Below are 24,351 nucleotides of genomic sequence, written 5' to 3'. Positions count from 1 at the left end.
GACCTACTCCTTGAGCCCGCTCGCCGCGATCCCGCTGACGATGAACCGCTGGGCGACCAGGAACATCGCGACCAGCGGCGCGATGGTGACGAGGGCGCCGGCGAACAGCGCCGGCAGGTTGACCGACTGGGCGGTCAGGAACGTCGAGAGCGCGATCTGCGCGGTCCACGACGACGGGTCCTGCCCGATCACCAACGGCCACAGGAACGCGTTCCAGCTTTCGATGAACATCAACGCGCCCAGTGACGCGATCATGCTCCCCGAGTTCGGCAGGATGAGACGCCGGTAGACGCCGAGGTAGCCGAGCCCGTCGAGCCGTCCCGCTTCTTCGAGTTCGACGGGGAACCGCAGGTAGAAGTTGCGGAACAGGATCACCGTGAACGCGCTGAACAGGTTCGGCGCGATGATGCCCCACTCGGTGTTGACCCCGCCCATCGAGCCGACGACGACGAACGTCGGCACGAACGTCACCGACTGCGGGATCATCAGCGTGACCAGCACGTACGTGAACACCGCACGCCGTCCCGGGACGTTGATCCGGGCCAGCGCGTAACCCGCCATCGAACCGAACAGCGTGCCGACCGGAGCCGTGACGATCGCGACCAGGAACGAGTTCCACAACGAGTGCGCCATCGGCACTGACGCGTCGGCGAACAGGTCGCCGAAGTTGACCCACGAGAGTGGATCCGGCAGCCACGACCAGTCCGGCGAAGTGACCTGCTGCCGCGTCATCAGCGCATTGCGCAGCATGATGTAGAACGGCAGCAGGAAGATCAGCGAAAGCACGGACGCCAGGACGTACTTCGGCGCCTTCCGGACGCGAGGCGCGGCGAGGACGGCCATCAGTCCTTCTTCCCGAAGCCGACGAACCGGCCCTGCAGCAGGGTGATCACGACGATGAGCACGGTCAGCAGGAACGCGCCCGCCGAGCCGACGCCGTAGTTCTGGTCGCCGAGCGCGGAGTCGTAGAGGTAGACCAGCGGCGGCTTCACCGGCGCGGTCGCCGTGCCCGAAAGCCCGGTGCCGAACAGGTTGTAGAACTCGTCGAAGGCCTGGAACGCGGCGATCAGGATCAGCAGCAGCACCGCCACCGACGTGTTCCGCAGCTGCGGCAGCGTGATGTAGCGGAAGGCCTGCCACTTGGTCGTGCCGTCCAGCTCGCCGGCCTCGTACAGCGACGGGGAGATCGCCTGCAGCCCGGCCAGGAACAGGATCATGTACAGCCCGACCTGCAGCCACAGCCGCAGCGTCACCACCGCGACCCAGTACACCGGCGGGCTCGTCTCCGACAGCCACGGCACCGGGTCGGCGCCGAACAGCCCGCCGATCACGTTCGCGACACCGGACGGCAGGCCGTTGAACAGCGCCATCTTCCAGACCAGCGCGGCGACGACGTACGACACCGCCGCCGGGATGAGGAAGATCGTCCGGAAGAACGCCCTACCGCGCTTGATGCTGTTGATCAGCACCGCCAGACCCAGCGAAGCCACGAACGTGATCGGCACGATGAACACGGTGAACAGCGCGATCGTCGACAGCGACGTCAGGAAGGCGTCGTCGCCGAGCAGGAACGCGTAGTTGTCGAAGCCGATCCAGTGGCCGATGGTGATCGTGCCGCGGGCGTCGTTGAAGCTGAGCAGGAAGCTCCACGCGATCGCGACGTACTTGAACAGCCCCAGCCCGATCACCACGGGCCCGGTCAGCACCGCGAACGCGCCGATCGCCCGCCAGTCCCGGCGACGGCGGCGCTTCTTCGCCGCCACCGTGACCGTCGGAGCCTCCATCAGGGCGGTCATGCCAGCTGCTTGTCGACTTCGGCCTGGGCCTTCTTCGCCGCGTCCCCGAGTTCGGCGGCCGGGTCCGCCCCGTTCGCGATCTTCGTCGCGGCCTGCAGGAACAGCGTCGCCGACGCCTTGTTCCACAGCCCCGAGTACGACTTGCCGTTCTGCTGCGAGATCGTCACGGCGTCCTTCGCCGCCCCGCTGGAGAACTCGGTCGTCTGCGCGGCGACCGGCTTGCGCGCCGGGATGTGGAAGCCGTACTTGACGCACCAGTCCTTCTGCAGGTCGGCGTTCTTGATCCACAGCCAGTCAATGAACTTCTTGACGGCATCCAGGTTCTGAGATTTCGCGTTGGCCAGCTGGTACCAGCCGCCGACGCGCGCGACCGGCTTGCCGGCGTCCCCGAACGCCGGCTTGCCGGCGTCCCCGAACTTCGGCCACGCGACGACGCCGAAGTCGTCGCCGAGCGCCTTCTTGATGTCCGGCAGCGACCACAGGCCGCCCCACTGCATCGCCGTGGCGCCGTTGGCGAACGCGCCCGGGTCGGACCAGTCGGTCGGGTAGCCCTGGAGCAGGCCGCCGGTGTCGTGCAGCTGCTTGAGCCCGGCGATCGCGGCGATCGCCTCGGGCGAAGCGAACGCGACCTTCTTGCCACTGCTGTCGAAGAAGTCGCCGCCGGACGACCAGAGCAGGAGCGTCGCGGCCTCGCCGACGCCGTCGGTGCCGACGTAGAGACCCTTTTGCTTGCCGGTGTTGAGCTTCCGGGTCGCTTCGAGCAACTCGGCGAACGTCTGCGGCGGCTGGACGCCCGCGGCCTGCAGCGCGCTCTTGCGGAAGTACAGCATCATGACGTCGTCGATCATCTTGACGCCGTAGATCTTGCCGTCGACCGTCACGGTGTCCAGCGCGGCCGGGCTGAAGTCGGCCTTGGCCGGCGCGATGACGTCGTCGAGCGGCGCGAGCAGGCCGTTCTTGACGTTCTGGTACCGGAAATCGCCCAGCTCGAACAGGTCGGGCGCCTGCGCGGTGAGCATCGCCGAGTTGAGCTTGGTCTCGTAATCGCCGGCGATCCAGCTGACGTTGATCGCGATGTCCGGGTTGGCCTTGGTGAACTCCTGCGCGTAGCGCTGGACGGCCTGCTGCGTCCCGGATTCGCCGTACGCGTGGTACCACTGCTGCAACGTGACCTTCGCACCCGAAGCGGCGCCCGCGTTCTTGTTCAGCGGGTCCGAGGTGCAGCCCGCCAGGGCCGCTCCCCCGGCGAACAGCACGGAACCGACCAGGAAGCTTCTGCGATTCATGGGGCTCACGGGGACTCTCCTCAAACGGTGTCGGACACGAAAAGGCTCTGGACGGCGACCGCGGCGGCGCCGCGTGCCCACTCCTCGAACGGCAGCGGCCGGATGACCAGGCCGCACCGGGCGGCGCTGCCGAACGCCTGGACCGCGAAGGTCCGGCGGATCTGGTCTTCGAACAGGTCGTAGGTGGCGACGCCCTCGCCGGAGACGACCACCCGTTCCGGGCCGAACAGGTTGACCAGCGCGGCCAGCCCCAGTCCGATCGCGTGGCCCGCCCGGGCGAACACCGCGCGCAGCGGTTCGTCGCCGCCGCGGGCGCGCGTCACGGCGTCGGCCATGGTCAGCGCGGGCTCGCCGGCGACCTGCCGGGCGCGCGTCAGGATCGCTTCGGTGGACGCGATCGCCTCCACGCAGCCCTGGCCGCCGCAGTGACACGGCGGGCCGCCGTCGGCGACCGGGACGTGCCCGATCTCGCCCGCGACGCCGTGCGCGCCGCGGACCAGGGCGCCGTTCACCACGAGCGCGCTGCCGATGCCCGTTCCCACCGTGACCAGCGCGAACGACGACGCGCCGACGCCCTCGCCGAACCACTGCTCGGCGACGGCGAGGGCCTTGACGTCGTTCTCCAGCGTCACGGTGAGCCCGGTCGCCTCCCCCAGCAGCTCGGCGAGGCGGACGTCCCGCCAGCCGAGGAACGGTGAGTACCGAACGACGCCGGACGCGCGGTCGACGTCGCCGGACACCGCGACGCCGAGGCAATAGGCGCGCTCGCGGAGGTTGCTGGTGCCGTCCGGGGTCGGGCCGGCCAGCAGCTCGCCGACGAGGTCGGCCAGCGCGTGGACGATGTGCTCGGCATCGTGGCTGGTCAGGGCGTGGTGGGCGCTGGCTCGGACGTCGGCGCGCAGGTCGGTGACCACGCCGATCAAGTCGTCGCCGGTGATCTTGACGCCGACGAAGTACTCGCGGTCCGGCCGGATCGCCAGCGGGTTGGCGGGGCGGCCGGCGCCGGGGCCCGTGCGGCCTTCGGAGGCGAGCTCTTCGAGGTAGCCGGCTTCGATGAACGGCCGGGCCGCCTTGGTGACCGCGGCCGACGACAGGCCGGTGCGCCGGGCGACGTCGACGCGGGAGACCGGCCCTTCGGTCAGGACCGTGGTGAACACGGTCGCTGCCGCCGGACTGGTGATCGGCGCCCTTGCCGGTGCACTGCGAGGCATGGCCGGAAGGGTAGGCAGGATTAATTAACTTCGTCAAGAATTTATTTTTCGGCTGGTCATGCCTACGCTCGGATCATGTCGCTCGTCGAACACGACCCCGCGCACCGGCTGTGGCTGCTGCGCGCCCCCGAGAGCTCGTACGCCTTCCGGCTCGACGCCGACGACCGGCCGCGGCACGTCCACTGGGGCCCGCCCCTGACGCTCTTCCAGGCCACGCAGGTCGCCGCGCGCCGCAACCCGGCCGACAGCAGCTTCGACGAGCCGGGTGACGAGCGGCAGGAACTGCCGGCCGAAGGCGGCGCCTTCTTCGGCGTCGCGGCGCTGGCTGTGCGGTATGAGGACGGGACGTCGGCGCTCGAGTGGCGTTACGACGGCTTCGCGCTCGAGGACGACGCGCTCGTCGTCCGGCTGGCCGACCGGCACTACCCACTGGAACTCTCGCTGCACTACCGCCTCCGCGGCGACGTCGTCGAGCGGTGGACGTCGTTGCGCAACACCGGCGAGGCCCCGATTTCCCTGCTGCGCACGGATTCCGCGGCGTGGACGCTCCCCCGGCGCGACGGCGCGCGGCTCACCCGGACGTCCGGTGCGTGGAGCGCCGAGTACGGCGTGCTGCGCGAAGCCTTGCCGGTCGGTGAAACCACGTTGACCAGCCGTCGCGGGGTGTCCAGCCACCAAGTCAACCCCTGGGTGATGCTCGACGCGGGCGACGCGACCGAGACGTCCGGCGAGGTGTGGTCGACGGCGCTGGCCTGGAGCGGGAGCTGGCGGATCACCGTCGAGCACACGCACTCCGGCCGCGTCACGTGGACCGGCGGGTTCGGCCACGAGCACGTCGGCTGGCGGCTGCCGCACGGCGAAACCTGGGAGACGCCGGTGTTCGCGGGGCTGTACGCGGCCGACGGCTTCGGCGGTACGAGCCGGCGGTGGCACGCCTACGTCCGCGAGTTCGTCCAGCCGCACCCCGAAGAGCTGCGGCCGATCGTCTACAACTCCTGGGAGGCGACCGGCTGGGACGTCGACGAAGCCACCGAGACGTCCCTCGCGGCGGCCGCGGCGAAGCTCGGGACCGAGCTGTTCGTCATGGACGACGGCTGGTTCGGCGCCCGCACCGGCGACAGGGCCGGGCTCGGCGACTGGACCGCAAATCAACAGCGCTTCCCGGCCGGGCTGCGGCCCCTGGTCGACGCCGTGCACGCGCACGGGATGAAGTTCGGGCTGTGGGTCGAGCCGGAGATGGTCAACCCGGACAGCGATCTCTACCGCGCGCACCCGGACTGGGTGCTGCACATGGCCAACCGCTCCCGGACCACGCTGCGGAACCAGCTCGTGCTGAACTTCGCGCGCCCGGACGTCGCGGACTGGGCACACAAGTGGCTCGACCGGCTCGTCGGCGAGCACGGCGTCGACTACCTCAAGTGGGACATGAACCGCGCGTTCACGGAAGCCGGGTGGCCGGCGGCGGGCGAGGACGCGGGCCGGCTCTGGGTCGACCACGTCCGAGCGGTGTACGCGATCCTCGACCGGTTGCGGGCCGACCACCCGAACCTGCGGATCCAGGGCTGCGCGGGCGGCGGCGGGCGTACCGACCTCGGGATCCTCGCGCGCACCGACGAGATCTGGGCGTCCGACAACACCGACGCCGCCGACCGGATCACCATCCAGCACGGCTACGGCCAGCTCTACCCCGCCGGCACGATGTCGGCCTGGGTCACCGACAGCCCGAACCCGACGACGGGCCGCGCGGCGCCATTGAGCTTCCGGTTCCACGTCGCGATGGCGGGGGTGCTCGGCGTGGGCGGCGACCTGCCGCGCTGGAGCGCCGCCGAACTCGACGAAGCGGCGTCGCTCGTCGCGCTGTACAAGGAAATCCGGCCGGTGGTGCAGCACGGCGAGCTGTACCGGCTGGCGGACCCGGCGAAGTCGGCGTTGACCGCGGTCCAGTACGTGCTGGACCGCGAAGTGGTCGTGTTCTTCTGGCGGCGGCCGACGGAGTTCGCGCGGCCGGTCACCCCGCCTCGGCTGGCCGGGCTCGATCCTTCCGCGCGGTACCGCGACCAGGACGGCGCCGTGCACGACGGCGCGGTGCTGCTGAGCCACGGCCTCGACGTCGACCTGCCCGGGAGCGGCTACGCGAGCGCCGTCGTGCGGTTGACCAGGGTCTGATTACCCACGCCGATCGGCGTGACCGGGGCGAGTGACCTCGATTGACTTCTCACTGGCGGTGAGCTGAGTGTGAAAGTCCTTCACCACGCTCGCCAACGGAGGCAGCATGCGCAAGCGCCTGTCCGCTCTGCTCGTCGTGCCCGCGCTCGCCATGCTCGCCTTCGCCGCTCCGGCGTCGGCGAGCGCGGGCTACCACGAATACGTCGCGCTGGGCGATTCGTGGACCGCCGACGTCTTCGTCACCTTCCCGCCGACCACCGAGTTCACCCCGCTCGACTGCGCCCAGTCCACTTCGGACTATCCACACGAGGTGGCCGGCGCGCTCGGCGTCGAGACCTTCCGCGACGCGAGCTGCGGCGGCGCCGCGACGCCCGACTTCACCCAGCCGCAGAAGCTCCCGCTGGGCGGGACGAACCCGCCGCAGTTCGACCGCCTCACCCCGACCACGGACCTGGTGACCGTCGGGATCGGCGGCAACGACATCGGGCTCGCGTCGGCCGTGACGAAGTGCCTCACCCCGCTGCCGGTGAGCACGTGCAAGGCCAAGTTCACCGCGGGCGGCGTCGACCAGCTGGAAAACGCTGTCAACGCGACCGCGCCGAAGGTCGCCGCATCGCTCCAGGCGATCAAGGACCGCTCCCCGAACGCGCGGATCCTGCTGGTGAACTACCTCGCCGGGCTGCCCGCGAGCGGGAAGGGGTGCTGGCCGGTGATCCCCATCGCCGACGGCGACGTCGCCTACCTGCAGGCGAAGTTCCTCCAGATGAACGCCATGCTCGCCCGGGTCGCCGCGGACAACGGCGCCGAGCTCGTCGACACCTACACCCCGACCGTCGGGCACGACGCGTGCCAGGCGCCGACCGTGCGCTACGCCGAAGGCCTGATCCCGATCTCGACGAGCAACCCGCTGCTGCTCGCGTTCCCCTTCCACCCCAACGGAGCGGGCGCGGCGGCGCAGTCGGAGATCGTCCTCGACGCGGTCCAGCGGGGCTGAATCGTCGGAGGGGTGAACTAGGCTGTCGGGGTGCCCAAGATCGCGGTGACCCGATGGATTCCCGACGACGCGGTGAAGGTCCTGGCCGAGGCGGGTGACGTGGTCGTGTCGCCCGCCGACCGTCCGCTGACGCCCGAAGAACTGCACGAGTTCGTGGCCGGCGCGGACGCCGTGGTCGGCATGCTGCACGACCGGCTCGACGGCGCGCTGGCCGACGCCGCCGGGCCGGGGCTGAAGGTGGTCGCGAACGTCGCCGTCGGCTACGACAACGTCGACGTCCCGGCGCTGGCCGAACGCGGGATCGTCGTCACGAACACGCCGGGCGTGCTCACCGACGCGACCGCGGACCTCGCCTTCGGCCTGCTGCTCGCGGTCACGCGGCGGATCGGCGAGGGCGAACGGCTGCTGCGCTCGCGCACGCCGTGGTCCTTCCACCTGGGCTTCCTGCTCGGCTCGGGCCTGCAGGGCAAGACGCTCGGCATCGTCGGGTTCGGCCAGATCGGCCGGGCGGTGGCGAAGCGGGCCGAGGCGTTCGGCATGACGATCGTCCACTCGGGTCGGTCGAAACCGGGTTCCGTTTCCTTCGAAGAACTCCTGGCGCGCTCGGACGTCGTCTCGCTGCACTGCCCGCTGACTCCCGAGACCCGGCACCTCATCGACGCGGCCGCGTTGCGCGCCATGAAACCCGGCGCGTACCTGGTGAACACGACGCGCGGGCCGGTCGTCGACGAAGCCGCGCTCGCGGACGCCCTCGAAGCCGGGGAGATCGCGGGCGCCGCGCTGGACGTGTTCGAGAAGGAACCCGAGGTCGAGCCGCGGCTGCTCGGCCGCGACGACGTCGTGCTGAGCCCGCACCTCGGGTCCGCCACGGTCGAGACCCGCACGGCGATGGCCGTGCTGGCGGCCCGCAACGTCGCGGCGGTGCTCGCCGGGCGTCCCCCGCTGACGGAGGTGAAGCCGTGACCCGTGTCGTCATCGCGCCCGACAAGTTCAAGGGCAGTCTCACCGCGGTCGAGGCCGCGGAGGCCATCGCCCTCGGCGTGCGCGACGCCTTGCCGGACGCCGAGATCGTCACCTGCCCCGTCGCGGACGGCGGCGAAGGCACCCTCGACGTCCTCGAAGCGGCGGGCGCCCGGATCGTCCGGTTGACGGTCCGCGGGCCACTCGAAGAGCCGGTCAACGCGCGGTACGCCGTGCTGGACGGCACGGCCTACGTCGAAGCGGCGCGCGCGTGCGGGATCGAGTTCGTCGAGCCCAGCCCGGCAACCGCGCTGAGCGCGCACACCTGGGGCGTCGGGGAGCTGCTCGCGGACGCGCTGATCCACGGCGCTCGCCGGCTCGTCCTGACGGTCGGGGGCACGGCCAGCACCGACGGCGGGGCCGGGATGCTCAGCGCACTCGGTGCCGGCGTGCTGGACGCGTTCGGCGCGCCGGTCGGCCTGGGCGGCGGCACGCTTTCGCGGGTGGCGTCGACCGAGCTGACGCCGGTGCGGGAACGCCTCGACGGCGTGCGCGTCGCGGTCGCCACCGACGTCACGAACCCGTTGCTGGGGCCGGAAGGCGCCGCCGCGGTGTTCGGGCCGCAGAAGGGCGCGGGGCCGGCGGAGGTGACGTTGCTCGACGAAGCGCTGGGCCGGTGGGCGCACGCGCTCCAGGTGGGTGGCGCTCCGGACGTCTCGCGGATCCCGGGATCGGGTGCGGGCGGCGGGGTCGCGGCGGGCGCGATCGCTCTCGGCGCGACGGTCGAGTCCGGGTTCGACCTCATCGCCGGGCTGACCGGGGTCGACGAGGCTCTGGAGGGCGCCGATCTCGTCATCACCGGTGAGGGTTCGCTCGACGAGCAGAGCTTGAACGGCAAGGCGCCGGCCGGGATCGCGGACCGAGCTCGGCCGCGCGGGGTGCCGTTGCTGGCCCTGGCCGGCCGGATCCAGCTCGATTCCGCCGGGCTGGAGCGGCTGGGCGTGGTGGGGAGCAGCGCGTTGATCGACCACGCGCCGTCGCTCGACCACGCGCGGGCGCACGCGGCGGACCTGCTGCGGGTGCGTGCCGCGGAGCTGGTCCGCGACTGGCTGACCCGCTAGCGAACGGACCCTCCGCGCCGCGGCGAAAGGCCCGTCCGCCGCGGTCAGCTGGTGTGCTGCGGCAGCACGGCGAAGGCGACTCCGCCGGCTTCGTCCTCTTGGACGTCGAGCACCTTGTCGTCGAGCAACGCCGCGGCCTGCGGTTCCAGGAAGACCTTCGGGCCTTCCTCGGCACCCAGCACGCTGTCGCCCGCCGCGGGTTCGGGGGCGACGGACAGCGCCAGCTGGGCGCTTTCCCCGTCGGCGTTCTGGACCGCCAGGCGGAGTCCGGCTTCGCCCTCCCCCTGGCTGGTCAGTGCGGTGATCGCCTCGGCGGCGGCTTCGGTCACGGTCAGCATCTTCGGCCTTCCCTTCGTCGCGGTCCGGTGCACTGTGGGCCCCACGCTAGGGGCGTCCGTTCGGACGCGCAGTCTGAGCGGATCAGCCCTGCCGCGCTTCGCGGATGGCATCCGCCACGGACCCGCCCGCGTAGTCCGCCTGTTCGCGCGGATCGGGGTCGGCGTGGCGGTGCGGGATCTCGTCGGCCGGAGTCACCTGCTCGAAGTCTGCCGGCGCGTCCTCGACGGTCTCGTCGAGCTGGTCGGCCGGGGTCGCCGCGAGCGGGCGCTCCGGGGCCGGCTCCGGCTCGGTGTCCGGCACTTCTTCGGCGAGGCGCTGGTCCATCGGCTCGCCTTCGCGCATCTCTCTGGGCGTGGTGCCGAAGCGGTCGGCGGCGCTCCAGCGCTCGGGCGGCTCGATGCCCTCTTCGAGGGGGTCCACGCGCAGCTCGTCCTCGTCCAGCGCCTCGCTGGGGTCCAAGCTTTCCGGTTCGGCCGCGTCACGGTCACTCACTGGTTTCTCCCGGCGCGTAGGCAGTAGTCATCGTCAGGGAGCTACCCGGGCCATCGGGGGCCTCAAACCCCGGCGGTGTCACCGGGATCACATTTCTTCATCCGGTTTAACATATTCACAAGTTTGTGAACGCGGGGTAGGTTCGGATCATGGCCACCACCAGGTGCGCACCCGGACACCGGCTGCTCGCCACCGACCCGGAACGGCACCACGAGCTCGGCACGCACGCCGCGTGGTACGTCGTCGCCGGCGTAGTGACAACCGGCGTGCAGGCAGTGCTGTTCCTCCTGCTGCGCGACGAACTCGGCTCGCAGGTGGCGAACCTGATCGCGATCGCGCTGACGACGGTCGGGAACACCGAGTTCCACCGCCGCGTCACCTTCGCCGGGCGGCCCAGCAACGCCGGGAAGCGGCACCTGCAGGACCTGCTGACGTTCGCCTTCTACGCCGGGTACGGCTCGGCCGTGCTGGCGATCCTCGACGCGGTCGTCGAGCGGCCGACGTCGTGGGAGGAGACCGGCACGCTGCTGCTGGCCAGCCTGGTCGGCGGGTTCGTGCGGTTCGCGGTGCTGCGCTGGTGGGTGTTCGCGCACCGCGCCGAAGGGGCTGCGGCCGCGCACACCGGCTAGCGTCTGGAGGCGTGGCCTCGGACGACATCACGCCCCACGAGGGCGGCACCGAACCGGATTACCGCTTCACGCTGGCCAACGAACGGACGTTCCTGGCGTGGCTCCGGACGGCGCTCGGGTTGCTGGCCGGCGGGGTCGCGGTGCACCAGCTGGTGCCGGCCCCGGCTACGGCCAGCGCGGTGCTCGCGGGGCTGTGCGTGGTGCTGGCGGCGACGTTGGCCGCGACGGCTTATCCGCGGTGGCGGCGGGTGCAGATCGCCATGCGGGCCGGCGAGCCGTTGCCGCGGAGCCGGATGATCTTGGCGCTCACCGGTGGCCTGCTGGCGTTGACCGTGGCGGCGGCGGTGTTGCTGGTGGTGTCGTGAGCGAGCCGGGTGCGGTGGTCGCGCAGGCGCGACGCGGTTGGGCGGCCAGCGGGGGCGCCGCGTCCGGAAGCGAGCGGGCGGTACGAGGCGCCGGCCTTCGGCGCGCGACTGAGCCACCCCACACCGGGCAGAGCGCACCAGCCGCGAGCACCCACCACGGCCGACCGCAGACCAAGCCGCCGCAGACTGCGCGAGCGGCGAGCACCCACCACAGTCGGCCGCGAACCGAGCCGCCTCAGGCCGCACTAGCGGCGAGCGCCCACCACAACCGACTGCAAACCAAGCCACCTCAGGCCGGACGGGCCACACGAACCACACAGCTCCACTGCGACCGGAGCAGCGAGATGCCGCCGGCTGCGCACGAACGGCCGCCGATCAGGCCTGCCCCGGGCGAACCGTGCCCGCACGTTCGGCCACGGTCCGCACACACCGTTAGGCCGCCCGAACACCCCCGCCGAACCTCGCCGGAAGCCGTTCAAGCCATTCGGCGCAACCCTCCGGCGGACCACCACTTCGCCCGAATACCGCGACTTCGCGATTATCGCGACGTCAGAAGTACCGTCATCATCCTGGGGGCCACCCCGTGACCACCCCCGATGGCGCCCAAGCCGAGCGCACCGGGCTCGCCTGGCGGCGGACCGCTCTCGCTTCCGCCGCCTGCACCGTACTTCTCCTGCACTCCGCCGCCCAGCGCCATTGGGGTGTCTCTTTGGTCCCCGTACTGCTCGCCGCCGTGACATCGGCCCTGCTAGCGGCCGTGGGCGTGCGCCGCGAACGGGCGTTGCGGACCGCTCGGCCGGCCGCGATGAGCACTGCCCTGTCCGCGATCGCGTCGCTCGCCGTGACCGTGACTGCCGCTTCCGTGGCCGTCTTCCACTGACGGGTGAAGTCGGCACATCCTGAAACCGATTAATCGCAATGTGCGCAGGCTGGTCGCGGGAACATCACGGTCACTGCTGCTAACGGGGTATTGGTCGTTGAAATCTGGACTGTTGGCCCGCGAGGTGCCTACGATTACCCAGCGTCGCACGGAACGCAGGTAAGCCCGGGTCCCCCGGAGTACCTGCAACCAAATGGTCACGGAGAGTAGAACCCCCGGCAGCGACGGTCGAGGGTCGGCCGGGGAGACGACTCATGACAGCACCGACGAGGACCACCGAGCAATCGGACAGCGGCGTTCGCGATTATCGGACCCCAGAGTCATTGCCGCGGCCCAACGGACGGCTCACCAAGGAGGACCTCGACCCGCTCGTCAAGGACGCGGGCGAGGGCAACCCCGCCGCCATCCACAACCTGCTCCAGATGATCGAGCCGGTCGTGGTGCGGTACTGCCGGGCGCGGATGGGCGGCCGCGACCTCTCCTACCTGTCGGCCGACGACGTCGCCCAGGAGGTCTGCCTCGCGGTGTTGAAGGCCCTTCCGGATTATCAGGACCGCGGGGGCTCGTTCCTCTACCTCGTCCACGCGATCGCGGCCAACAAGGTCGCCGACGCCTACCGCGCCGTCGCCCGCGACCGCTCCGAGCCCGTCCCCGAGCTCCCGGAGCGCCCGCTGGTCGCCGGCAACGAGCCCGAGTCCCACGCGCTGCACCTCGACCTCGGCGCGCGCCTCGGCCGGCTGCTCGCCGCGCTGCCGCGTGTGCAGCAGGAAATCCTGACCCTGCGCATCGCGGTCGGTTTCTCGGCGCAGGAGACCGCCGAAGCGCTCGGGATCTCTGCGGGGAACGTGCGCGTGACGCAGCACCGCGCGCTGACCCGGCTGCGAGGCATGATCCGCGACGAAGAGTTCTAGGCCACCCCAGCGGCGGGCGGGGGAACCTCTTTTACCCCCTGAAAGAGGTTTCCCCGCTCGCGTCCAAGCCGTAGACGCGGCGGGCGTTGTGCTCGAACACGCCCAGCCGCTCGGCGTCGGAAAGCCCGCCGGTCAGCGCGATCGCCGCGTCCAGCACCAGCTCGTAGGACGCCGCCAGCTCACAGACCGGCCAGTCCGAACCGAACAGCAGCCGGTCCGCGCCGAACGCGTCGAGCACGTGGTCGACGTACCGGCGCAGGTGCCCGACCTCCCAGCCCGTCCAGTCCGCCTCCGTGACCAGCCCGGAGAGCTTGCACACGACGTTCTCCCGCCCGGCCAGCGCCGCCACCCCGGACGCCCAGGGCTCCCACTCCCCCGCCGCGATCGGGGGCTTCGCCGCGTGGTCCAGCACCAGCCGCAGCTCCGGCAGTCGCAACGCCACCTCGGCCGCCGCGGGCAGCTGCGCCGGGCGCACCAGCAGGTCGTACGCCAAGCCCGCCGACGCCACCGCGCTCAACCCGGCCACGATTTCCGGTCGCAGCAGCCAGTCGTCGTCCGGTTCGGTCTCCACCTGGTGCCGGATCCCGACCAGCGGACCCTGGTCCCGCATCGCGGCCAGCTGGTCCACGACGTCCGAAGCGCCCAGGTCGACCCAGCCGACGACGCCCGCGATCACCGGCTCGGCCGCTGCCGTCGTCAGGAACTCCGAAGTCTCTTCGGCCGACGACACCGTCTGGACCAGCACCGTCGCGTGCACGCCGGCCGCCTTGGTGACCGCGCGCAGGTCGTCCACCGTGTACGGACGGCGGATCGGGTCGAGCGCCGCCCCCGCCATCCACGGGTAGTCGCGCCGCGACGGATCCCACAGGTGGTGGTGGGCGTCGATCATGAGACTCCTTCGGCGGTGACGACGTCGGCGCGCAGCAAGCCCGCGTCGACCAGCTCGGTCCACAGCTCCGGCGGCACCTCGGCCCGCGCGCGCCGCGCGTTGACGCTGACCTGCGAAGGATCATGCGCGCCGACGACGACCGACGCCACCGCGGGATGCGCCATCGGCAGCGCCAGCGCGGCCTCCGGCAGCTCGACGCCGTGCCGCGCGCAGACCGCCGCGATCTTCGCGGCCCGCTCGACCAGCTCCACCGGCGCTTCGGCGTAGTCGTAGAGACGGCCCGGCTCGGCGGTCGCCAGGATGCCGCCGTTGAACGCGCCGCCGGCGACGACGGCGACACCGCGGTCGAGGCAGAGCGGCAGCAGCTCGTCGAGCGCCGGCTGGTCGAGCAGCGTGTAGCGCCCCGCGACCAGCAGGACGTCGAGGTCGGTGCGGCGGACGAACTCGGTGAGCATCGGCGCCTGGTTCATCCCGGCGCCGAACGCGCCGATCACGCCCTGGTCCCGCAGCTCGCGCAACGCGGGGAAGGCGCCGCGCAGGGCTTCCTCGAAGTGCTCGTCGGGGTCGTGCACGTAGACGATGTCGATGCGGTCGAGCCCGAGCCGCGTCAGGCTGTCTTCAAGGGACCGCATGATGCCGTCGCGACTGAAGTTCCACCGGCGCTTGTACGCGGCCGGGACGGCGAAGCCCTGGTCGTCCTGTGCGCCCGCGCCGTCCGGGTTCGGTTCCAGCACGCGGCCGACCTTCGTCGAAAGCACGTACTCGTCGCGCGGGTACGAACGCAGCGCCGCGCCGAGGCGGGCCTCCGAGAGGCCGAGGCCGTAGTGGGGCGCGGTGTCGAAGTACCGGATGCCCTCGTCCCACGCGCGGCGCACGGTCGCGGCCGCCGTTTCGTCGCTGATCGCGTGGTAGAGGTTGCCCAGCTGCGCGCAGCCGAGACCGAGCGGGGACAGGGAGAGTTCCAACGCCGTCACTCCTTCACCGGCAGTTCCCAGACCAGCCCGATGCCGGTGTCGCCGCCGGAATAGTCGTCCTCGACGGCCAGCAGCTCGGCCATCCGGGCCTGCCAGGGGACGTTCGCGGGGTGGTCCCGCAACGCCGCCCGCATCGCCGCGTAGTCGTCGACTTCGACAACGTGAAAGAGGTCGAGACCGTTACGCCAGATCCGCCAGGTGCGGACCCCGGCTTCCCGCAGGGCGACGTCCAGCTCGGGCGGGACGACCGCGTGGACGGACTCGTACTCGGCCTCCTTGCCGGGTTTGAGGCGGGTGTGCAGAGCCACTCTTTGTGGTGCGGGCTGGTGGGTCATCGCCACTCCTTCGCCGGAACATGGCACGCTGGGGAGGAACACCGAAACATCCGAGGTCTGTTGCAGGGAAGGGCGGACACGATGCCCGTCACCGATGTCGCGATCGACAAGATCAAGGACATGATCATCTCCGGCGAGCTGGCGCCGGGCGACCGGCTGCCGAAGGAGGCCGAGCTGGCCCAGCGGCTCGGGCTCTCGCGCAGCTCCCTGCGGGAGGCCGTCAAGGCGTTGTGCCTGATCAGGGTGCTCGACGTCCGCCAGGGCGACGGCACGTACGTCACCAGCCTCGAGCCGAACCTGCTGCTCGACGCGATGACGTTCGTGGTCGACTTCCACCGCGACGACACCGTGCTCGACTTCCTCGCCGTGCGGCGGATCCTCGAGCCGGCCGCGACCGCGCTGGCCGCGCTGCACATGAGCGACGACGACATCACCGAGCTCGGTCAGCTGCTCGGGGAGCTGGAGGACTCGCCGACCGTCGAGGCGCTGGTCGCCAACGACCTCCAGTTCCACCGCAAGATCGCCGACGGCTCCGGCAACCCGGTGCTCTGCTCGCTGCTCGACAGCCTCTCCGGGCCGACGGCCCGCGCCCGGATCTGGCGCGGCCTCACCCAGGAGGGCGCGGTCGCGAAGACGCGGGAGCAGCACTCGGCGATCTACGAGGCGATCGCGGCGCGCGAGCCGGAACTGGCGCGTTCGTGGGCGACCGTGCACGTCGCGGGCGTGGAGCAGTGGCTGCGCAACGCCCTCGGCACCGCGGACGACCCGACGGCAGACGCCGAGCCGGCCGCGGAAGCCTCCTGACAGTGATCCGATGATCACGGAGTGACCATCAGGTCTGGGGCTTTCCGCCCGCGTACCGGGCGATGATCAGCGCGACCAGGATGATGGCGCCGTAGATCGCGCCCTGCCACTCCGCCGTCACGTGCGCGTAGTTGAGCAGGCTCGACACCGACGACAGCAGCAGGACGCCGGTCAGCGCGCCGACCAGGGTGCCCTTGCCGCCGTCGAGCGAGACGCCGCCGATCACCGCCGCTGCGAACACCTGCAGGATCATCCCCGAACCCTGGTTCGCGCCCAGCGCGCCGACGTAACCCGTGTACGCGAGCCCGCCGATCGCCGCCAGGATCCCGGCGACGACGAACACCGCCCACGCGATCCGGTCGACGCGCACGCCGGCCGCCCGTGCGGCTTCGCGGTTGCCGCCGATCGCGTACAGCGCGCGGCCGACGCGGTGGTAGCGCAGGAACCAGCCGGCCACCGCGAACAGCGCCGCCGCCAGCCACACCGACATCGGCAGCCCGAGGAACGTCGTGGTCGCCAGGTTCGTGAACGAGTCGGGCAGGTTGAACAGCGTCTTGCCCTTGGTCGACCCGACCTGCACACCGCGCAGCACGGTCAGCATGGCGAGGGTGACGATGAAGGCGTTCAGCTTCAGCTTCACGATCAGGAAGCCGTTGACGAACCCGACGAGCGCACCGCACAGCGGGATCACCAGCAGGCCGATCGCGGCGGGCAGCTCGACGCCGAAGCCGGCCGACGCCGCCGGGATGACGACCATCGCGCCGAGCGCCGGCGCCAGGCCCATCGTGGATTCGAGTGACAGGTCGAACTTCCCGGTGATCAGCACCAGCGACTCGCCGAGCACGACCAGCGACAGCGCCGCCGACGCGGTCAGGATGCTGACGATGTTGCTCCAGCCGACGAAGGTGTCGTCGACCAGGCCGCCGATGAGGAACACCACGACCAGGGCGGGCAGCAGCGCGAGTTCGCGCAGCCAGCCGGCTTTGCGGCGCCGGGGTGGCGCCGGCAGCTCCGTCTGCGGAGAGGTCATCACGTCGGTCACGAAAGCTCGACTCCTTCGATGTCGGCCACGAGGTCGCCGTCGGACCACCCGGCCTGGTGCTCGGCGACCACGGCCCCGGCGCGCAGCACCAGAACCCGGTCGCTCAGGCGCAGGTCGTCGAGCTCGTCGCTGACGATCAGCACCGCCTTGCCCTCGGCGCGCACCCGGTCGACGACCGCGAGCAGCGCCTCCTTCGACTTCACGTCCACGCCCGCGGTCGGGTTGATCAGCACCACGACCCGCGGGTCGCCGATCAGTGCCCGCGCCAGCACGACCTTCTGCTGGTTGCCGCCGGACAGGTCCGACACCGGCTGCTCGGCGCTCGCGGCCACGATGTCGTAGTCCGCCAGTGCCTGCGACGCCCTCGCGAACCGGGTGCGCGGTGATGCGATCCCTCCGCGGCCCAGCTTGTCCAAAATGGACAGTGTGGCGTTGTCCGCGATCGAGTGCTCCAGGACCAGGCCTTCGTGGTGACGGTCGCGCGGCACGCAGCCGATCCCGGCCCGCAGCGCCGCCGGGATGTCGCCCGGCCGCAGCGGCGAGCCGTCGACGCGGACCGTGCCCGCCGACGGCGTCCGCAGGCCGTAGACCGTCTCGGCGACCTGGTGCTTCCCGCTGGCGTTGCTGCCCGCGAGCCCGACGACCTCGCCGCGGCGCAGCCGGAACGAGACGTCACGGAAGCCGTCGCCGGACAGCCCGTCGACCGAAAGGATCTCCGCGGCGTCCGCTTCCAGCGACTCCCGCGACGCGGCGTCCCGGACGGACAGGCCGCCCGGCTCGCCGGTCATCGCGTCGACGAGCTGAGCCTTCCCGACCTCGGCGACCGGCGCGGTGAGCACGTGCTTCGCGTCGCGTAGGACCGTGACGGCCTGGCAGACCTCGTACACCTCGTGCAGGTGGTGCGAGATGAACAGGAACGTCACCCCGCCCGCCTGCATCTGGCGCATCCGCTCGAAGAGCCGCTCGATGGCCTGCTTGTCCAGCTGCGCGGTCGGCTCGTCGAGGACGATGAACCGGGCGCCGTAGGACAGCGCTCGGGCGATCTCGACGAACTGCCGGTCCTCGACCGACAGCTCGCCGGCCGGGGTGTCGACGTCGACGTGCACGTCCCACGAGTCGAGCAGCTCGCGTGCCTTGCGCCGCAACGACTTCCAGCCGATGGCGAACCCGCCGCCCGCCTGCCGGTTGAGGAACAGGTTTTCGGCGACCGTGAGCTGCGGGACGACCATCGCGTGCTGGTAGACGCAGGCGACGCGCGCCTTCCAATCGTCCTGCTTGGTGAGGGCCGGGGCCGGCGCGCCGGCGAACTCGACGTGCCCGGTGTCCGTGGCGGACAGGCCGGTGAGGATGGAGACGAGCGTCGACTTGCCGGCCCCGTTTCGCCCGACGAGCGCGTGCGACTCGCCGGGGTGCACGGTGAGGCTGACGTCGTGGAGCGCCACGGTGGGGCCGTAGCGCTTCCCGACTCCTACGGCGCTGACCACCGGGACGGCGGATTCGCCGGCGGGCAGCGCGGTCACAGGTTGTTCCCCCAGAGGGCCTTGTCGTCCACGTTGTCCTTGGTGATGACGGGCGCGGGCAGCTGGTCCTCGAGGATGCCGGGGCTGATCTCGACGATGGTGCTGTCGTGGTCGGTCGGGCCCGGCTTGAACGTCTCGCCGGCCATGGCCTTCTTCAGCCAGTACAGGCCGTACTTCGCGTACGCGTCGGCAGGCTGGGAGACGGTGGCGTCCAGCTCGCCGGCCCGGATCGCGGCCAGCTCCTGCGGGATGCCGTCGTTGGAGACGAGCACGATGTGCTTCGGGTCGCCGACGGGGAAGAACAGGTTCTTGCGCTTGAGCGCCTGCTCGGTCGGGGCCAGGTAGACACCGCCGGCCTGCATGTAGACGCCCTTGATGTCCGGGTTCGCGGTCAGCATGCTGTCCAGGCCGGAGGACGCCTTGTCGGCCTTCCACTCGGCCGGGATCTCCAGCACCTGCACGCCGGGGTACTTGGACTTCATGCAGTCGCGGAAGGCTTCGGAGCGGTCGCGGCCGTTGACCGAGGCGAGGTCGCCCATGATCTGCACGACCTTGCCGGACTTGACCTTCGCGCCGATCGCGTCGCAGGCCTTGGTGCCGTAGGCCTTGTTGTCGGCCCGCACCACCATGGCGACCTTGCCGCTCTCGGGGGCGACGTCGACCGCGACCACCGGCACGCCCTTGTTCTCCGCCTGCTTGAGCCCGGCGACGATGGCCGCCGAGTCCAGCGGCGTCACGACCAGGCCCTTGACGCCCTGGTTGAGGAAGGTGCCGATGTCGGTGATCAGCTTCGCCGGGTCGCTGTCCGCGTTGACGGTCGGCAGGACGTCGACGCCCTCGGACTTCGCCATCTGCGGCACGTAGTTGTTGTAGGCCTGCCAGAACGGCGAGGTCAGCAGGGGCAGTGTCGCCCCGACCTTGCCGCCGGCGTTGCCGCCCGCCGCGGGCGCCGACGCGTTGTCCTTAGTGGACCCGCAGGCGGCCAGAACCAGGCCGCAGACGGCGGCCGTGGCGGCCACCTGGATCACCCTGTTACGCACCGCATCCTCCTTGATGACAGCGGAAATCAAGTCTGTTACTGCTGAACCGGCCCGCGCGGACGCAGGCCGTACATGCCGCCGTCGACCGCGAGCGCGGTGCCGGTGGTCGAGCCGGAAAGCGGTGAAGCGAGGTAGACGATGGCGTTCGCGACCTCGTCGGCGGTGACCAGCCGGCCCATCGGCTGGCGCGCGGCGAGGGCCGCGCGTTCGGCCGCCGGGTCGTCGGCGGCGTCGAGCAGCCGGCCCACCCACGGGGTGTCCGCCGTGCCCGGGCACACGCAGTTGACGCGAATCCGGTCGGGCAGGTGGTCGGTCGCCATGGCCAGGGTCAGCGAGAGCACCGCGCCCTTGGTGGCCGAGTAGAGCGCGCGGTGGGGCAGGCCGGCCCAGGCCGCGATGGAGCAGGTGTTGACGATCGCCGCGGACGGCGAGTTCTTGAGGTGCGGCAGCGCGGCGCGCGCGAGCCGGACCATGCCGACGACGTTGACGTCGAACACGCGGTGCCACTCGTCGTCGTTGTTCGCGGTGACGTCGCCCTGCGCGCCGATGCCGGCGTTGTTGACGAGGATGTCTAGGCGCCCGAAGCGTTCCACGACGGCGTCGATCGCCGAGCGGACTTCTTCGTCGGAGCCGACGTCACAGCGGAAGCCGTCGTCGTCCGGTTTCAAGTCGAGGACCGCCACCTGGGCACCGCGTCCGGCCAGCAAAGTAGCGGCGGCCTTGCCGATGCCCGAGGCTCCTCCGGTGACGGCGGCCACCAGGCCCTCGAATTCACTCACTTGCGGTCTCCGTCCACTCGGGACCGTCCGGGAAGCGGAACCGGCGCAGTGTGGCGTCGTGCATGCGCGCGGAGAACCCGGGGGCGGTCGGGGCGAGGTACCGGCCGCGCTCGACGACGGCCGGGTCGGTGAAGTGCTCGTGCAGGTGGTCCACCCACTCGATGGAGCGGTCCGCGTCGGTGCCGGACACCGCCACGAAGTCGAACATCGAGAGGTGCCGGACGAGCTCGCAGAGCCCGACGCCGCCGGCGTGCGGGCACACCGGGACGCCGAACTTGGCGGCCAGCAGCAGGATCGCCAGGTTCTCGTTGAAGCCGCCGACACGGGCGGCGTCGAGCTGCAGCACCGAGATCGCGTTCGCCTGCAAGAGCTGCTTGAAGACGACGCGGTTCTGGACGTGCTCGCCCGTGGCCACGCGGATCGGCGCAAGCGCTTTCGCGATGGCCGCGTGGCCGAGGATGTCGTCCGGGGAGGTCGGTTCCTCGATCCAGTACGGGTCGTACGGCGCGAGGGCGGTCATCCACGTGACCGCCGCCGAGACGTCCCAGCGCTGGTTCGCGTCGACGGCGATCCGGATGCCGTCGCCGACCGTCTCGCGGGCGAGCTTCATGCGGCGGACGTCGTCCTCGAGGTTGCCGCCGACCTTGAGCTTGATCATCTGAAAACCGTCGGCGACGGCCTGTTCGGCCAGCCGCACCAGCTTCGCGTCGGCGTACCCGAGCCAGCCGGGTGACGTGCTGTAGGCGCGGTAGCCGTTCGCCTCCAGCTGCTTGGTCCGTTCGGCGCGGCCGGGTTCGGCGGCGCGCAGGATGTCGAGGGCTTCGGCTTCGGTGAGCGCGTCGGACAGGTACCGGAAGTCGACGAGCGACACTAGCTCTTCGGGCGTCATGCGTGCCGCGAACTGCCAGACCGGGAGGTGGGCGCGGCGCGCGGCGAGGTCCCACGCGGCGTTGACCACCGCCCCGACGGCCATGTGCGCGACGCCCTTTTCCGGGCCCAGCCAGCGGAACTGCGAGTCGCCGACGAGTGTGCGCGACAGGTCGCCGAGGGCGGCCGCGTCCTCCGGGACGTCCCGGCCGACGACGTGCGGGGCGAGCGCGCGGATCGCGGCGGCCTGGACGTCGTTGCCGCGGCCGATGGTGAACGCGAGGCCGTAGCCGTCCGGGCCGCCGTCGGTGTGGAGCACGACGTAGGCGGCGGAGTAGTCCGGGTCGGGGTTCATGGCGTCCGAGCCGTCGAGCTCCCGCGAGGTCGGGAACCGGACGTCGAGGACCTCCATGCCGATGATCTTCGCCATGGTCAGGCCTGCCTCGCGGTCTGGCGCTGCCGGCCGAGCCCGTCGATCTCCAGCTCGATCACGTCGCCGTCGCGCAGGTAGGGCTTGGGGTCGGGCTGGCCGAGCGCCACGCCCTCCGGGGTCCCGGTGTTGATGAGGTCGCCCGGCCGCAGCACCATGACCTGGCTCAGGTGGTGGATGATCTCGGCCACGGAGAAGATCATGTCCTTGGTGCTCGAGTCCTGCTTCTTTTCACCGTTGATCCACAGCCGCAGGCCGAGGTCCTGGGGATCCGGCACCTCGCTCGCCGGGACCAGCGCCGGGCCGAGCGGGTTGAAGTTCTCGCACGACTTGCCCTTGTCCCACTGGGCGGTGCTGAACTGCAGCGCGCGCTCGGAAACGTCGTTCGAGACGACGTAGCCGGCGACGTACTCGAGGGCTTCGTCAACGTTGTCGAGGTAGCGCGCGGTCTTGCCGATGACGACGCCCAGCTCGACCTCCCAGTCGGTGCTGACCGACTTGCGCGGGATCAGAACGTCGTCGCCCGGGCCGACCACGACGTCCGGCGCCTTCATGAAGACGACAGGCTCGGTCGGCGGCGTCGCGCCGGTCTCTTCGGCGTGGCGGCGGTAGTTCATGCCGATGCAGACGACCTTGCCGGGCTGGGCGATGGGCGAGCCGACGCGCAGGCCCGCGACCTCCGCTTCCGGCAGTTCTCCGGCGGCGAGCGCGGCGGCCGCGCGCGCGATCCCGTCCGCGGCGAGGAAGCCGCCGTCGACGTCGGCGGTCAGGCCGCCCAGCTCGTAGGTCGTGCCGTCGTCGGCACGTACGAACGGACGCTCACTTCCCGGCTCCCCGAGACGCACAAGCTGCACGGATTTTCCCTTCACCCGCTCGACCAGACATCCGATGTATATCGCAGTCTTGACCCCGGATCCAGAGCCGTCGCTCAATCGGCCGGAAATTGATCGGATCAGTACCGGTTCAGTGCTCGTTTGAGCACGGGGTGTCACCGCTCACAGCCGGAATAGCGCAGGTCACCGCGTCGCTGGTCGGAGTCAGGGACCCGAGGAGGCGCATGACCATCACGGCGGAACGTACCGCGACGAGCAGGCGGGCGCAGCTGAAGTTCGTCCTCGTCCTGGGTGGTCTCTCGGCGTTCGGGCCGCTGTCGATCGACATGTACCTGCCCGCGCTGCCGCGGATGGCGGACGACCTGCATGCGGCCGACACGACGGTCCAGCTGACGCTCAGCGCGTTCATCGCCGGTCTCGCGCTGGGCCAGCTGGTGCTCGGACCGCTGTCCGATGCGCTGGGACGCCGTCGTCCGCTGCTGGTCGGGCTCGCGTTGTACGTCGTGGGCTCGGTGCTGTGCGCGGTGAGCCCGGACGCGTGGCTGCTGGTCGCGGCGCGCGGCGTGCAGTCCCTCGGCGCGGCCGCCGGCATCGTGATCGCGCGGGCCACGGTGCGCGACCTCTACTCCGGCACCGCGATGACGAAGTTCTTCTCGACGCTGATGCTGGTGAGCGGGCTGGCCCCGATCCTGGCGCCGCTGATCGGCGGGCAGCTGCTGAACTGGACGTCGTGGCGCGGGGTGTTCGTCGTGCTGACGGCGTTCGGCGCACTGCTGCTGGCCGTGGTCGTGTTCTTCTTCCCGGAGCCTTCTTCTTCGCGATCGCCCGCACGGCTCGGCCAGGTGATGCGGACATACGGGCGGCTGGCGCTGGACCGCAGCTTTGCCGGCTACGCGCTGGCGTCCGGGCTGCTGTTCGCGTCGATGTTCGCCTACATCTCCGGTTCGTCGTTCGCGCTGCAGGGCGTCTACGGGCTCAGTCCGCAGGCGTACAGCGTGGTGTTCGGCGTGAACGGCGTCGGCATCGTGCTGGCCGGGCAGCTCAACGGGCGGCTCGTGGGACGGGTGTCCGAACGGGCGCTGCTCTTGTCCGGGCTGCTGCTCGGCGTTTTCGGCGGGGCTTTCGTGTTGCTGTCCGCGTGGGCTCGGCTGCCGTTGCCGGTGCTGCTGGTGTCGTTGTTCCTGCTGGTGTCGAGCATCGGGCTGGTCATGCCGAACTCGAGTTCGCTGGCGCTGGCTTCGCACGCTCGGTCCGCCGGAGCGGCTTCGGCGTTGCTGGGGGTGCTGCAGTTCGTGGTGGGCGCGGTGGCGACGCCGTTGGTCGGGCTCGGCGGGCCGGGCACCGCGGTGCCGATGGCCGCGACCATGGCCGGATTCGCCGTGTTGGCCCTGCTGGCGTTCCTGACCCTCACGCGCCCGGCTACTGCCTGAGCAGGCGCTCCAGCTCCTCGCCGGCACCGTCGTAGCCCGCGTCCGCGATGCGCTGCAGCTCCAGCAGGTCCTTCGCGGCGACCGCGCGCCGGGTCAGCAGGACCCCGGCGCGTTCGCTGCCTTCGTCCAGCAGCTCGCTCAGCTCTTCGACGTCCCCACGGGCGTCGACGAGGTCGGCGAGCCGGTCGAGCGCCGTTTCGTTGCCCTCGTCGGCCAGCGCGCACAGGGTCTCGTAGTCCGCCATGCCGGTCATCCTGC

Annotated in this window: 26 protein-coding genes; 10 read left to right on the top strand and 16 right to left on the bottom strand. The window is 71.0% G+C overall.

Translation table 11 applies throughout. The features are described 5' to 3' along the window. Positions 1-3: 3 nt before the first annotated feature. The 4 genes from AB0M59_RS22880 to AB0M59_RS22865 are packed head-to-tail and all read right to left on the bottom strand — an operon-like array spanning position 4 to position 4,293. The gene (locus AB0M59_RS22880; RefSeq protein WP_364617990.1) at positions 4-843 is read right to left on the bottom strand and encodes a carbohydrate ABC transporter permease; all 840 of its coding nucleotides are present in this window, start codon (positions 841-843) and stop codon (positions 4-6) included. Next, positions 843-1,796, bottom strand: a complete 954-nt coding sequence (locus tag AB0M59_RS22875) for a sugar ABC transporter permease (protein WP_364617988.1) — start codon at positions 1,794-1,796, stop codon at positions 843-845. The genes AB0M59_RS22880 and AB0M59_RS22875 overlap by 1 nt, the downstream gene beginning before the upstream one ends. Then, positions 1,793-3,082 carry a sugar ABC transporter substrate-binding protein gene (locus AB0M59_RS22870; protein WP_364618108.1) on the bottom strand — a complete coding sequence of 430 codons (1,290 nt, stop codon included), beginning with the start codon at positions 3,080-3,082 and terminating at the stop codon, positions 1,793-1,795. Before AB0M59_RS22870 ends, AB0M59_RS22875 begins: the two co-directional genes overlap by 4 nt. Before the next feature lie 20 nt (positions 3,083-3,102). Next, the gene (locus AB0M59_RS22865; RefSeq protein ID WP_364617986.1) at positions 3,103-4,293 is read right to left on the bottom strand and encodes an ROK family protein; all 1,191 of its coding nucleotides are present in this window, start codon (positions 4,291-4,293) and stop codon (positions 3,103-3,105) included. Between the two features lie 75 nt (positions 4,294-4,368). Here AB0M59_RS22865 and AB0M59_RS22860 point away from each other — a divergent pair, with 75 nt between their 5' ends. The 4 genes from AB0M59_RS22860 to AB0M59_RS22845 all read left to right on the top strand — a co-directional run bounded on the left by AB0M59_RS22860 (position 4,369) and on the right by AB0M59_RS22845 (position 9,534). Then, complete coding sequence (locus AB0M59_RS22860) at positions 4,369-6,459, top strand: alpha-galactosidase (RefSeq protein WP_364617984.1); 2,091 nt, start codon at positions 4,369-4,371, stop codon at positions 6,457-6,459. Between the two features lie 106 nt (positions 6,460-6,565). Then, a complete protein-coding gene (locus AB0M59_RS22855; RefSeq protein WP_364617982.1) occupies positions 6,566-7,453 on the top strand; it encodes an SGNH/GDSL hydrolase family protein in 888 nt (295 codons plus the stop codon). Between the two features lie 30 nt (positions 7,454-7,483). Further along, positions 7,484-8,416, top strand: a complete 933-nt coding sequence (locus tag AB0M59_RS22850) for a D-glycerate dehydrogenase (RefSeq protein ID WP_364617981.1) — start codon at positions 7,484-7,486, stop codon at positions 8,414-8,416. Next, on the top strand, positions 8,413-9,534 hold the full coding sequence (locus AB0M59_RS22845; RefSeq protein ID WP_364617979.1) for a glycerate kinase: 1,122 nt from the start codon (positions 8,413-8,415) through the stop codon (positions 9,532-9,534). Before AB0M59_RS22850 ends, AB0M59_RS22845 begins: the two co-directional genes overlap by 4 nt. A gap of 44 nt (positions 9,535-9,578) precedes the next feature. On the opposite strand, the gene AB0M59_RS22840 is transcribed toward AB0M59_RS22845, so the two are convergent. Together AB0M59_RS22840 and AB0M59_RS22835 are read right to left on the bottom strand one after the other, a co-directional pair. Continuing rightward, the gene (locus tag AB0M59_RS22840) at positions 9,579-9,872 is read right to left on the bottom strand and encodes an iron-sulfur cluster biosynthesis family protein (RefSeq protein WP_155545219.1); all 294 of its coding nucleotides are present in this window, start codon (positions 9,870-9,872) and stop codon (positions 9,579-9,581) included. A gap of 82 nt (positions 9,873-9,954) precedes the next feature. Continuing rightward, on the bottom strand, positions 9,955-10,365 hold the full coding sequence (locus AB0M59_RS22835) for a hypothetical protein (protein WP_364617977.1): 411 nt from the start codon (positions 10,363-10,365) through the stop codon (positions 9,955-9,957). Positions 10,366-10,514: 149 nt separating this feature from the next. Between AB0M59_RS22835 and AB0M59_RS22830 the strand changes: the two genes are divergently transcribed. From AB0M59_RS22830 to shbA, 4 genes are all read left to right on the top strand, one after another. Then, positions 10,515-10,994, top strand: a complete 480-nt coding sequence (locus tag AB0M59_RS22830) for a GtrA family protein (protein WP_364617975.1) — start codon at positions 10,515-10,517, stop codon at positions 10,992-10,994. A gap of 11 nt (positions 10,995-11,005) precedes the next feature. Then, positions 11,006-11,359, top strand: coding sequence for a DUF202 domain-containing protein (locus AB0M59_RS22825; protein ID WP_364617973.1), 354 nt, complete (start codon positions 11,006-11,008; stop codon positions 11,357-11,359). A 583-nt stretch (positions 11,360-11,942) separates the two neighbouring features. Beyond that, positions 11,943-12,239 (top strand): DUF202 domain-containing protein, encoded by a 297-nt coding sequence (locus AB0M59_RS22820; RefSeq protein WP_364617971.1) that lies wholly within the window; start codon positions 11,943-11,945, stop codon positions 12,237-12,239. A gap of 323 nt (positions 12,240-12,562) precedes the next feature. Next, positions 12,563-13,150, top strand: coding sequence for an RNA polymerase sigma factor ShbA (gene shbA / locus AB0M59_RS22815; RefSeq protein ID WP_364617969.1), 588 nt, complete (start codon positions 12,563-12,565; stop codon positions 13,148-13,150). A 31-nt stretch (positions 13,151-13,181) separates the two neighbouring features. On the opposite strand, the gene AB0M59_RS22810 is transcribed toward shbA, so the two are convergent. From AB0M59_RS22810 to AB0M59_RS22800, 3 genes are read right to left on the bottom strand one after another with little or no spacing between them, the layout of a single operon-like run. After that, complete coding sequence (locus AB0M59_RS22810; protein ID WP_364617967.1) at positions 13,182-14,039, bottom strand: amidohydrolase family protein; 858 nt, start codon at positions 14,037-14,039, stop codon at positions 13,182-13,184. Further along, the gene (locus AB0M59_RS22805) at positions 14,036-15,004 is read right to left on the bottom strand and encodes an aldo/keto reductase (protein WP_364617966.1); all 969 of its coding nucleotides are present in this window, start codon (positions 15,002-15,004) and stop codon (positions 14,036-14,038) included. The genes AB0M59_RS22810 and AB0M59_RS22805 overlap by 4 nt, the downstream gene beginning before the upstream one ends. Before the next feature lie 5 nt (positions 15,005-15,009). Continuing rightward, complete coding sequence (locus AB0M59_RS22800) at positions 15,010-15,348, bottom strand: L-rhamnose mutarotase (protein WP_364617964.1); 339 nt, start codon at positions 15,346-15,348, stop codon at positions 15,010-15,012. Between the two features lie 81 nt (positions 15,349-15,429). Between AB0M59_RS22800 and AB0M59_RS22795 the strand changes: the two genes are divergently transcribed. Then, positions 15,430-16,152, top strand: coding sequence for a FadR/GntR family transcriptional regulator (locus tag AB0M59_RS22795; protein WP_364617962.1), 723 nt, complete (start codon positions 15,430-15,432; stop codon positions 16,150-16,152). Between the two features lie 28 nt (positions 16,153-16,180). Here AB0M59_RS22795 and AB0M59_RS22790 read toward each other — a convergent pair whose 3' ends face one another. Genes AB0M59_RS22790 through AB0M59_RS22765 form a run of 6 tightly spaced genes read right to left on the bottom strand, consistent with a single transcriptional unit; the run spans position 16,181 to position 22,684 of the window. After that, positions 16,181-17,194, bottom strand: coding sequence for an ABC transporter permease (locus tag AB0M59_RS22790; RefSeq protein ID WP_364617960.1), 1,014 nt, complete (start codon positions 17,192-17,194; stop codon positions 16,181-16,183). After that, a complete protein-coding gene (locus tag AB0M59_RS22785) occupies positions 17,191-18,714 on the bottom strand; it encodes a sugar ABC transporter ATP-binding protein (RefSeq protein ID WP_364617958.1) in 1,524 nt (507 codons plus the stop codon). The genes AB0M59_RS22790 and AB0M59_RS22785 overlap by 4 nt, the downstream gene beginning before the upstream one ends. Beyond that, entirely contained in the window at positions 18,711-19,742 is a 1,032-nt protein-coding gene (locus AB0M59_RS22780) for a sugar ABC transporter substrate-binding protein (protein ID WP_364618106.1), read from the bottom strand. Before AB0M59_RS22780 ends, AB0M59_RS22785 begins: the two co-directional genes overlap by 4 nt. Positions 19,743-19,789: 47 nt before the next feature. Continuing rightward, positions 19,790-20,533, bottom strand: coding sequence for an SDR family oxidoreductase (locus AB0M59_RS22775; protein WP_364617956.1), 744 nt, complete (start codon positions 20,531-20,533; stop codon positions 19,790-19,792). Beyond that, complete coding sequence (locus AB0M59_RS22770; protein WP_364617954.1) at positions 20,526-21,830, bottom strand: enolase C-terminal domain-like protein; 1,305 nt, start codon at positions 21,828-21,830, stop codon at positions 20,526-20,528. Before AB0M59_RS22770 ends, AB0M59_RS22775 begins: the two co-directional genes overlap by 8 nt. A 2-nt stretch (positions 21,831-21,832) precedes the next feature. Continuing rightward, complete coding sequence (locus AB0M59_RS22765) at positions 21,833-22,684, bottom strand: fumarylacetoacetate hydrolase family protein (protein ID WP_364617952.1); 852 nt, start codon at positions 22,682-22,684, stop codon at positions 21,833-21,835. Between the two features lie 203 nt (positions 22,685-22,887). Here AB0M59_RS22765 and AB0M59_RS22760 point away from each other — a divergent pair, with 203 nt between their 5' ends. Then, positions 22,888-24,093, top strand: a complete 1,206-nt coding sequence (locus AB0M59_RS22760; RefSeq protein WP_364617950.1) for a multidrug effflux MFS transporter — start codon at positions 22,888-22,890, stop codon at positions 24,091-24,093. On the opposite strand, the gene AB0M59_RS22755 is transcribed toward AB0M59_RS22760, so the two are convergent. Next, positions 24,083-24,346, bottom strand: coding sequence for a hypothetical protein (locus AB0M59_RS22755; protein ID WP_364617948.1), 264 nt, complete (start codon positions 24,344-24,346; stop codon positions 24,083-24,085). The genes AB0M59_RS22760 and AB0M59_RS22755 overlap by 11 nt on opposite strands. Positions 24,347-24,351: the final 5 nt, after the last annotated feature.

Source organism: Amycolatopsis sp. NPDC051371 (assembly GCF_040682155.1).
Lineage (GTDB): Bacteria > Actinomycetota > Actinomycetes > Mycobacteriales > Pseudonocardiaceae > Amycolatopsis.
Note: the sequence above shows the minus strand (reverse complement) of the source record. Positions and strands in the feature narration are given on the sequence as shown.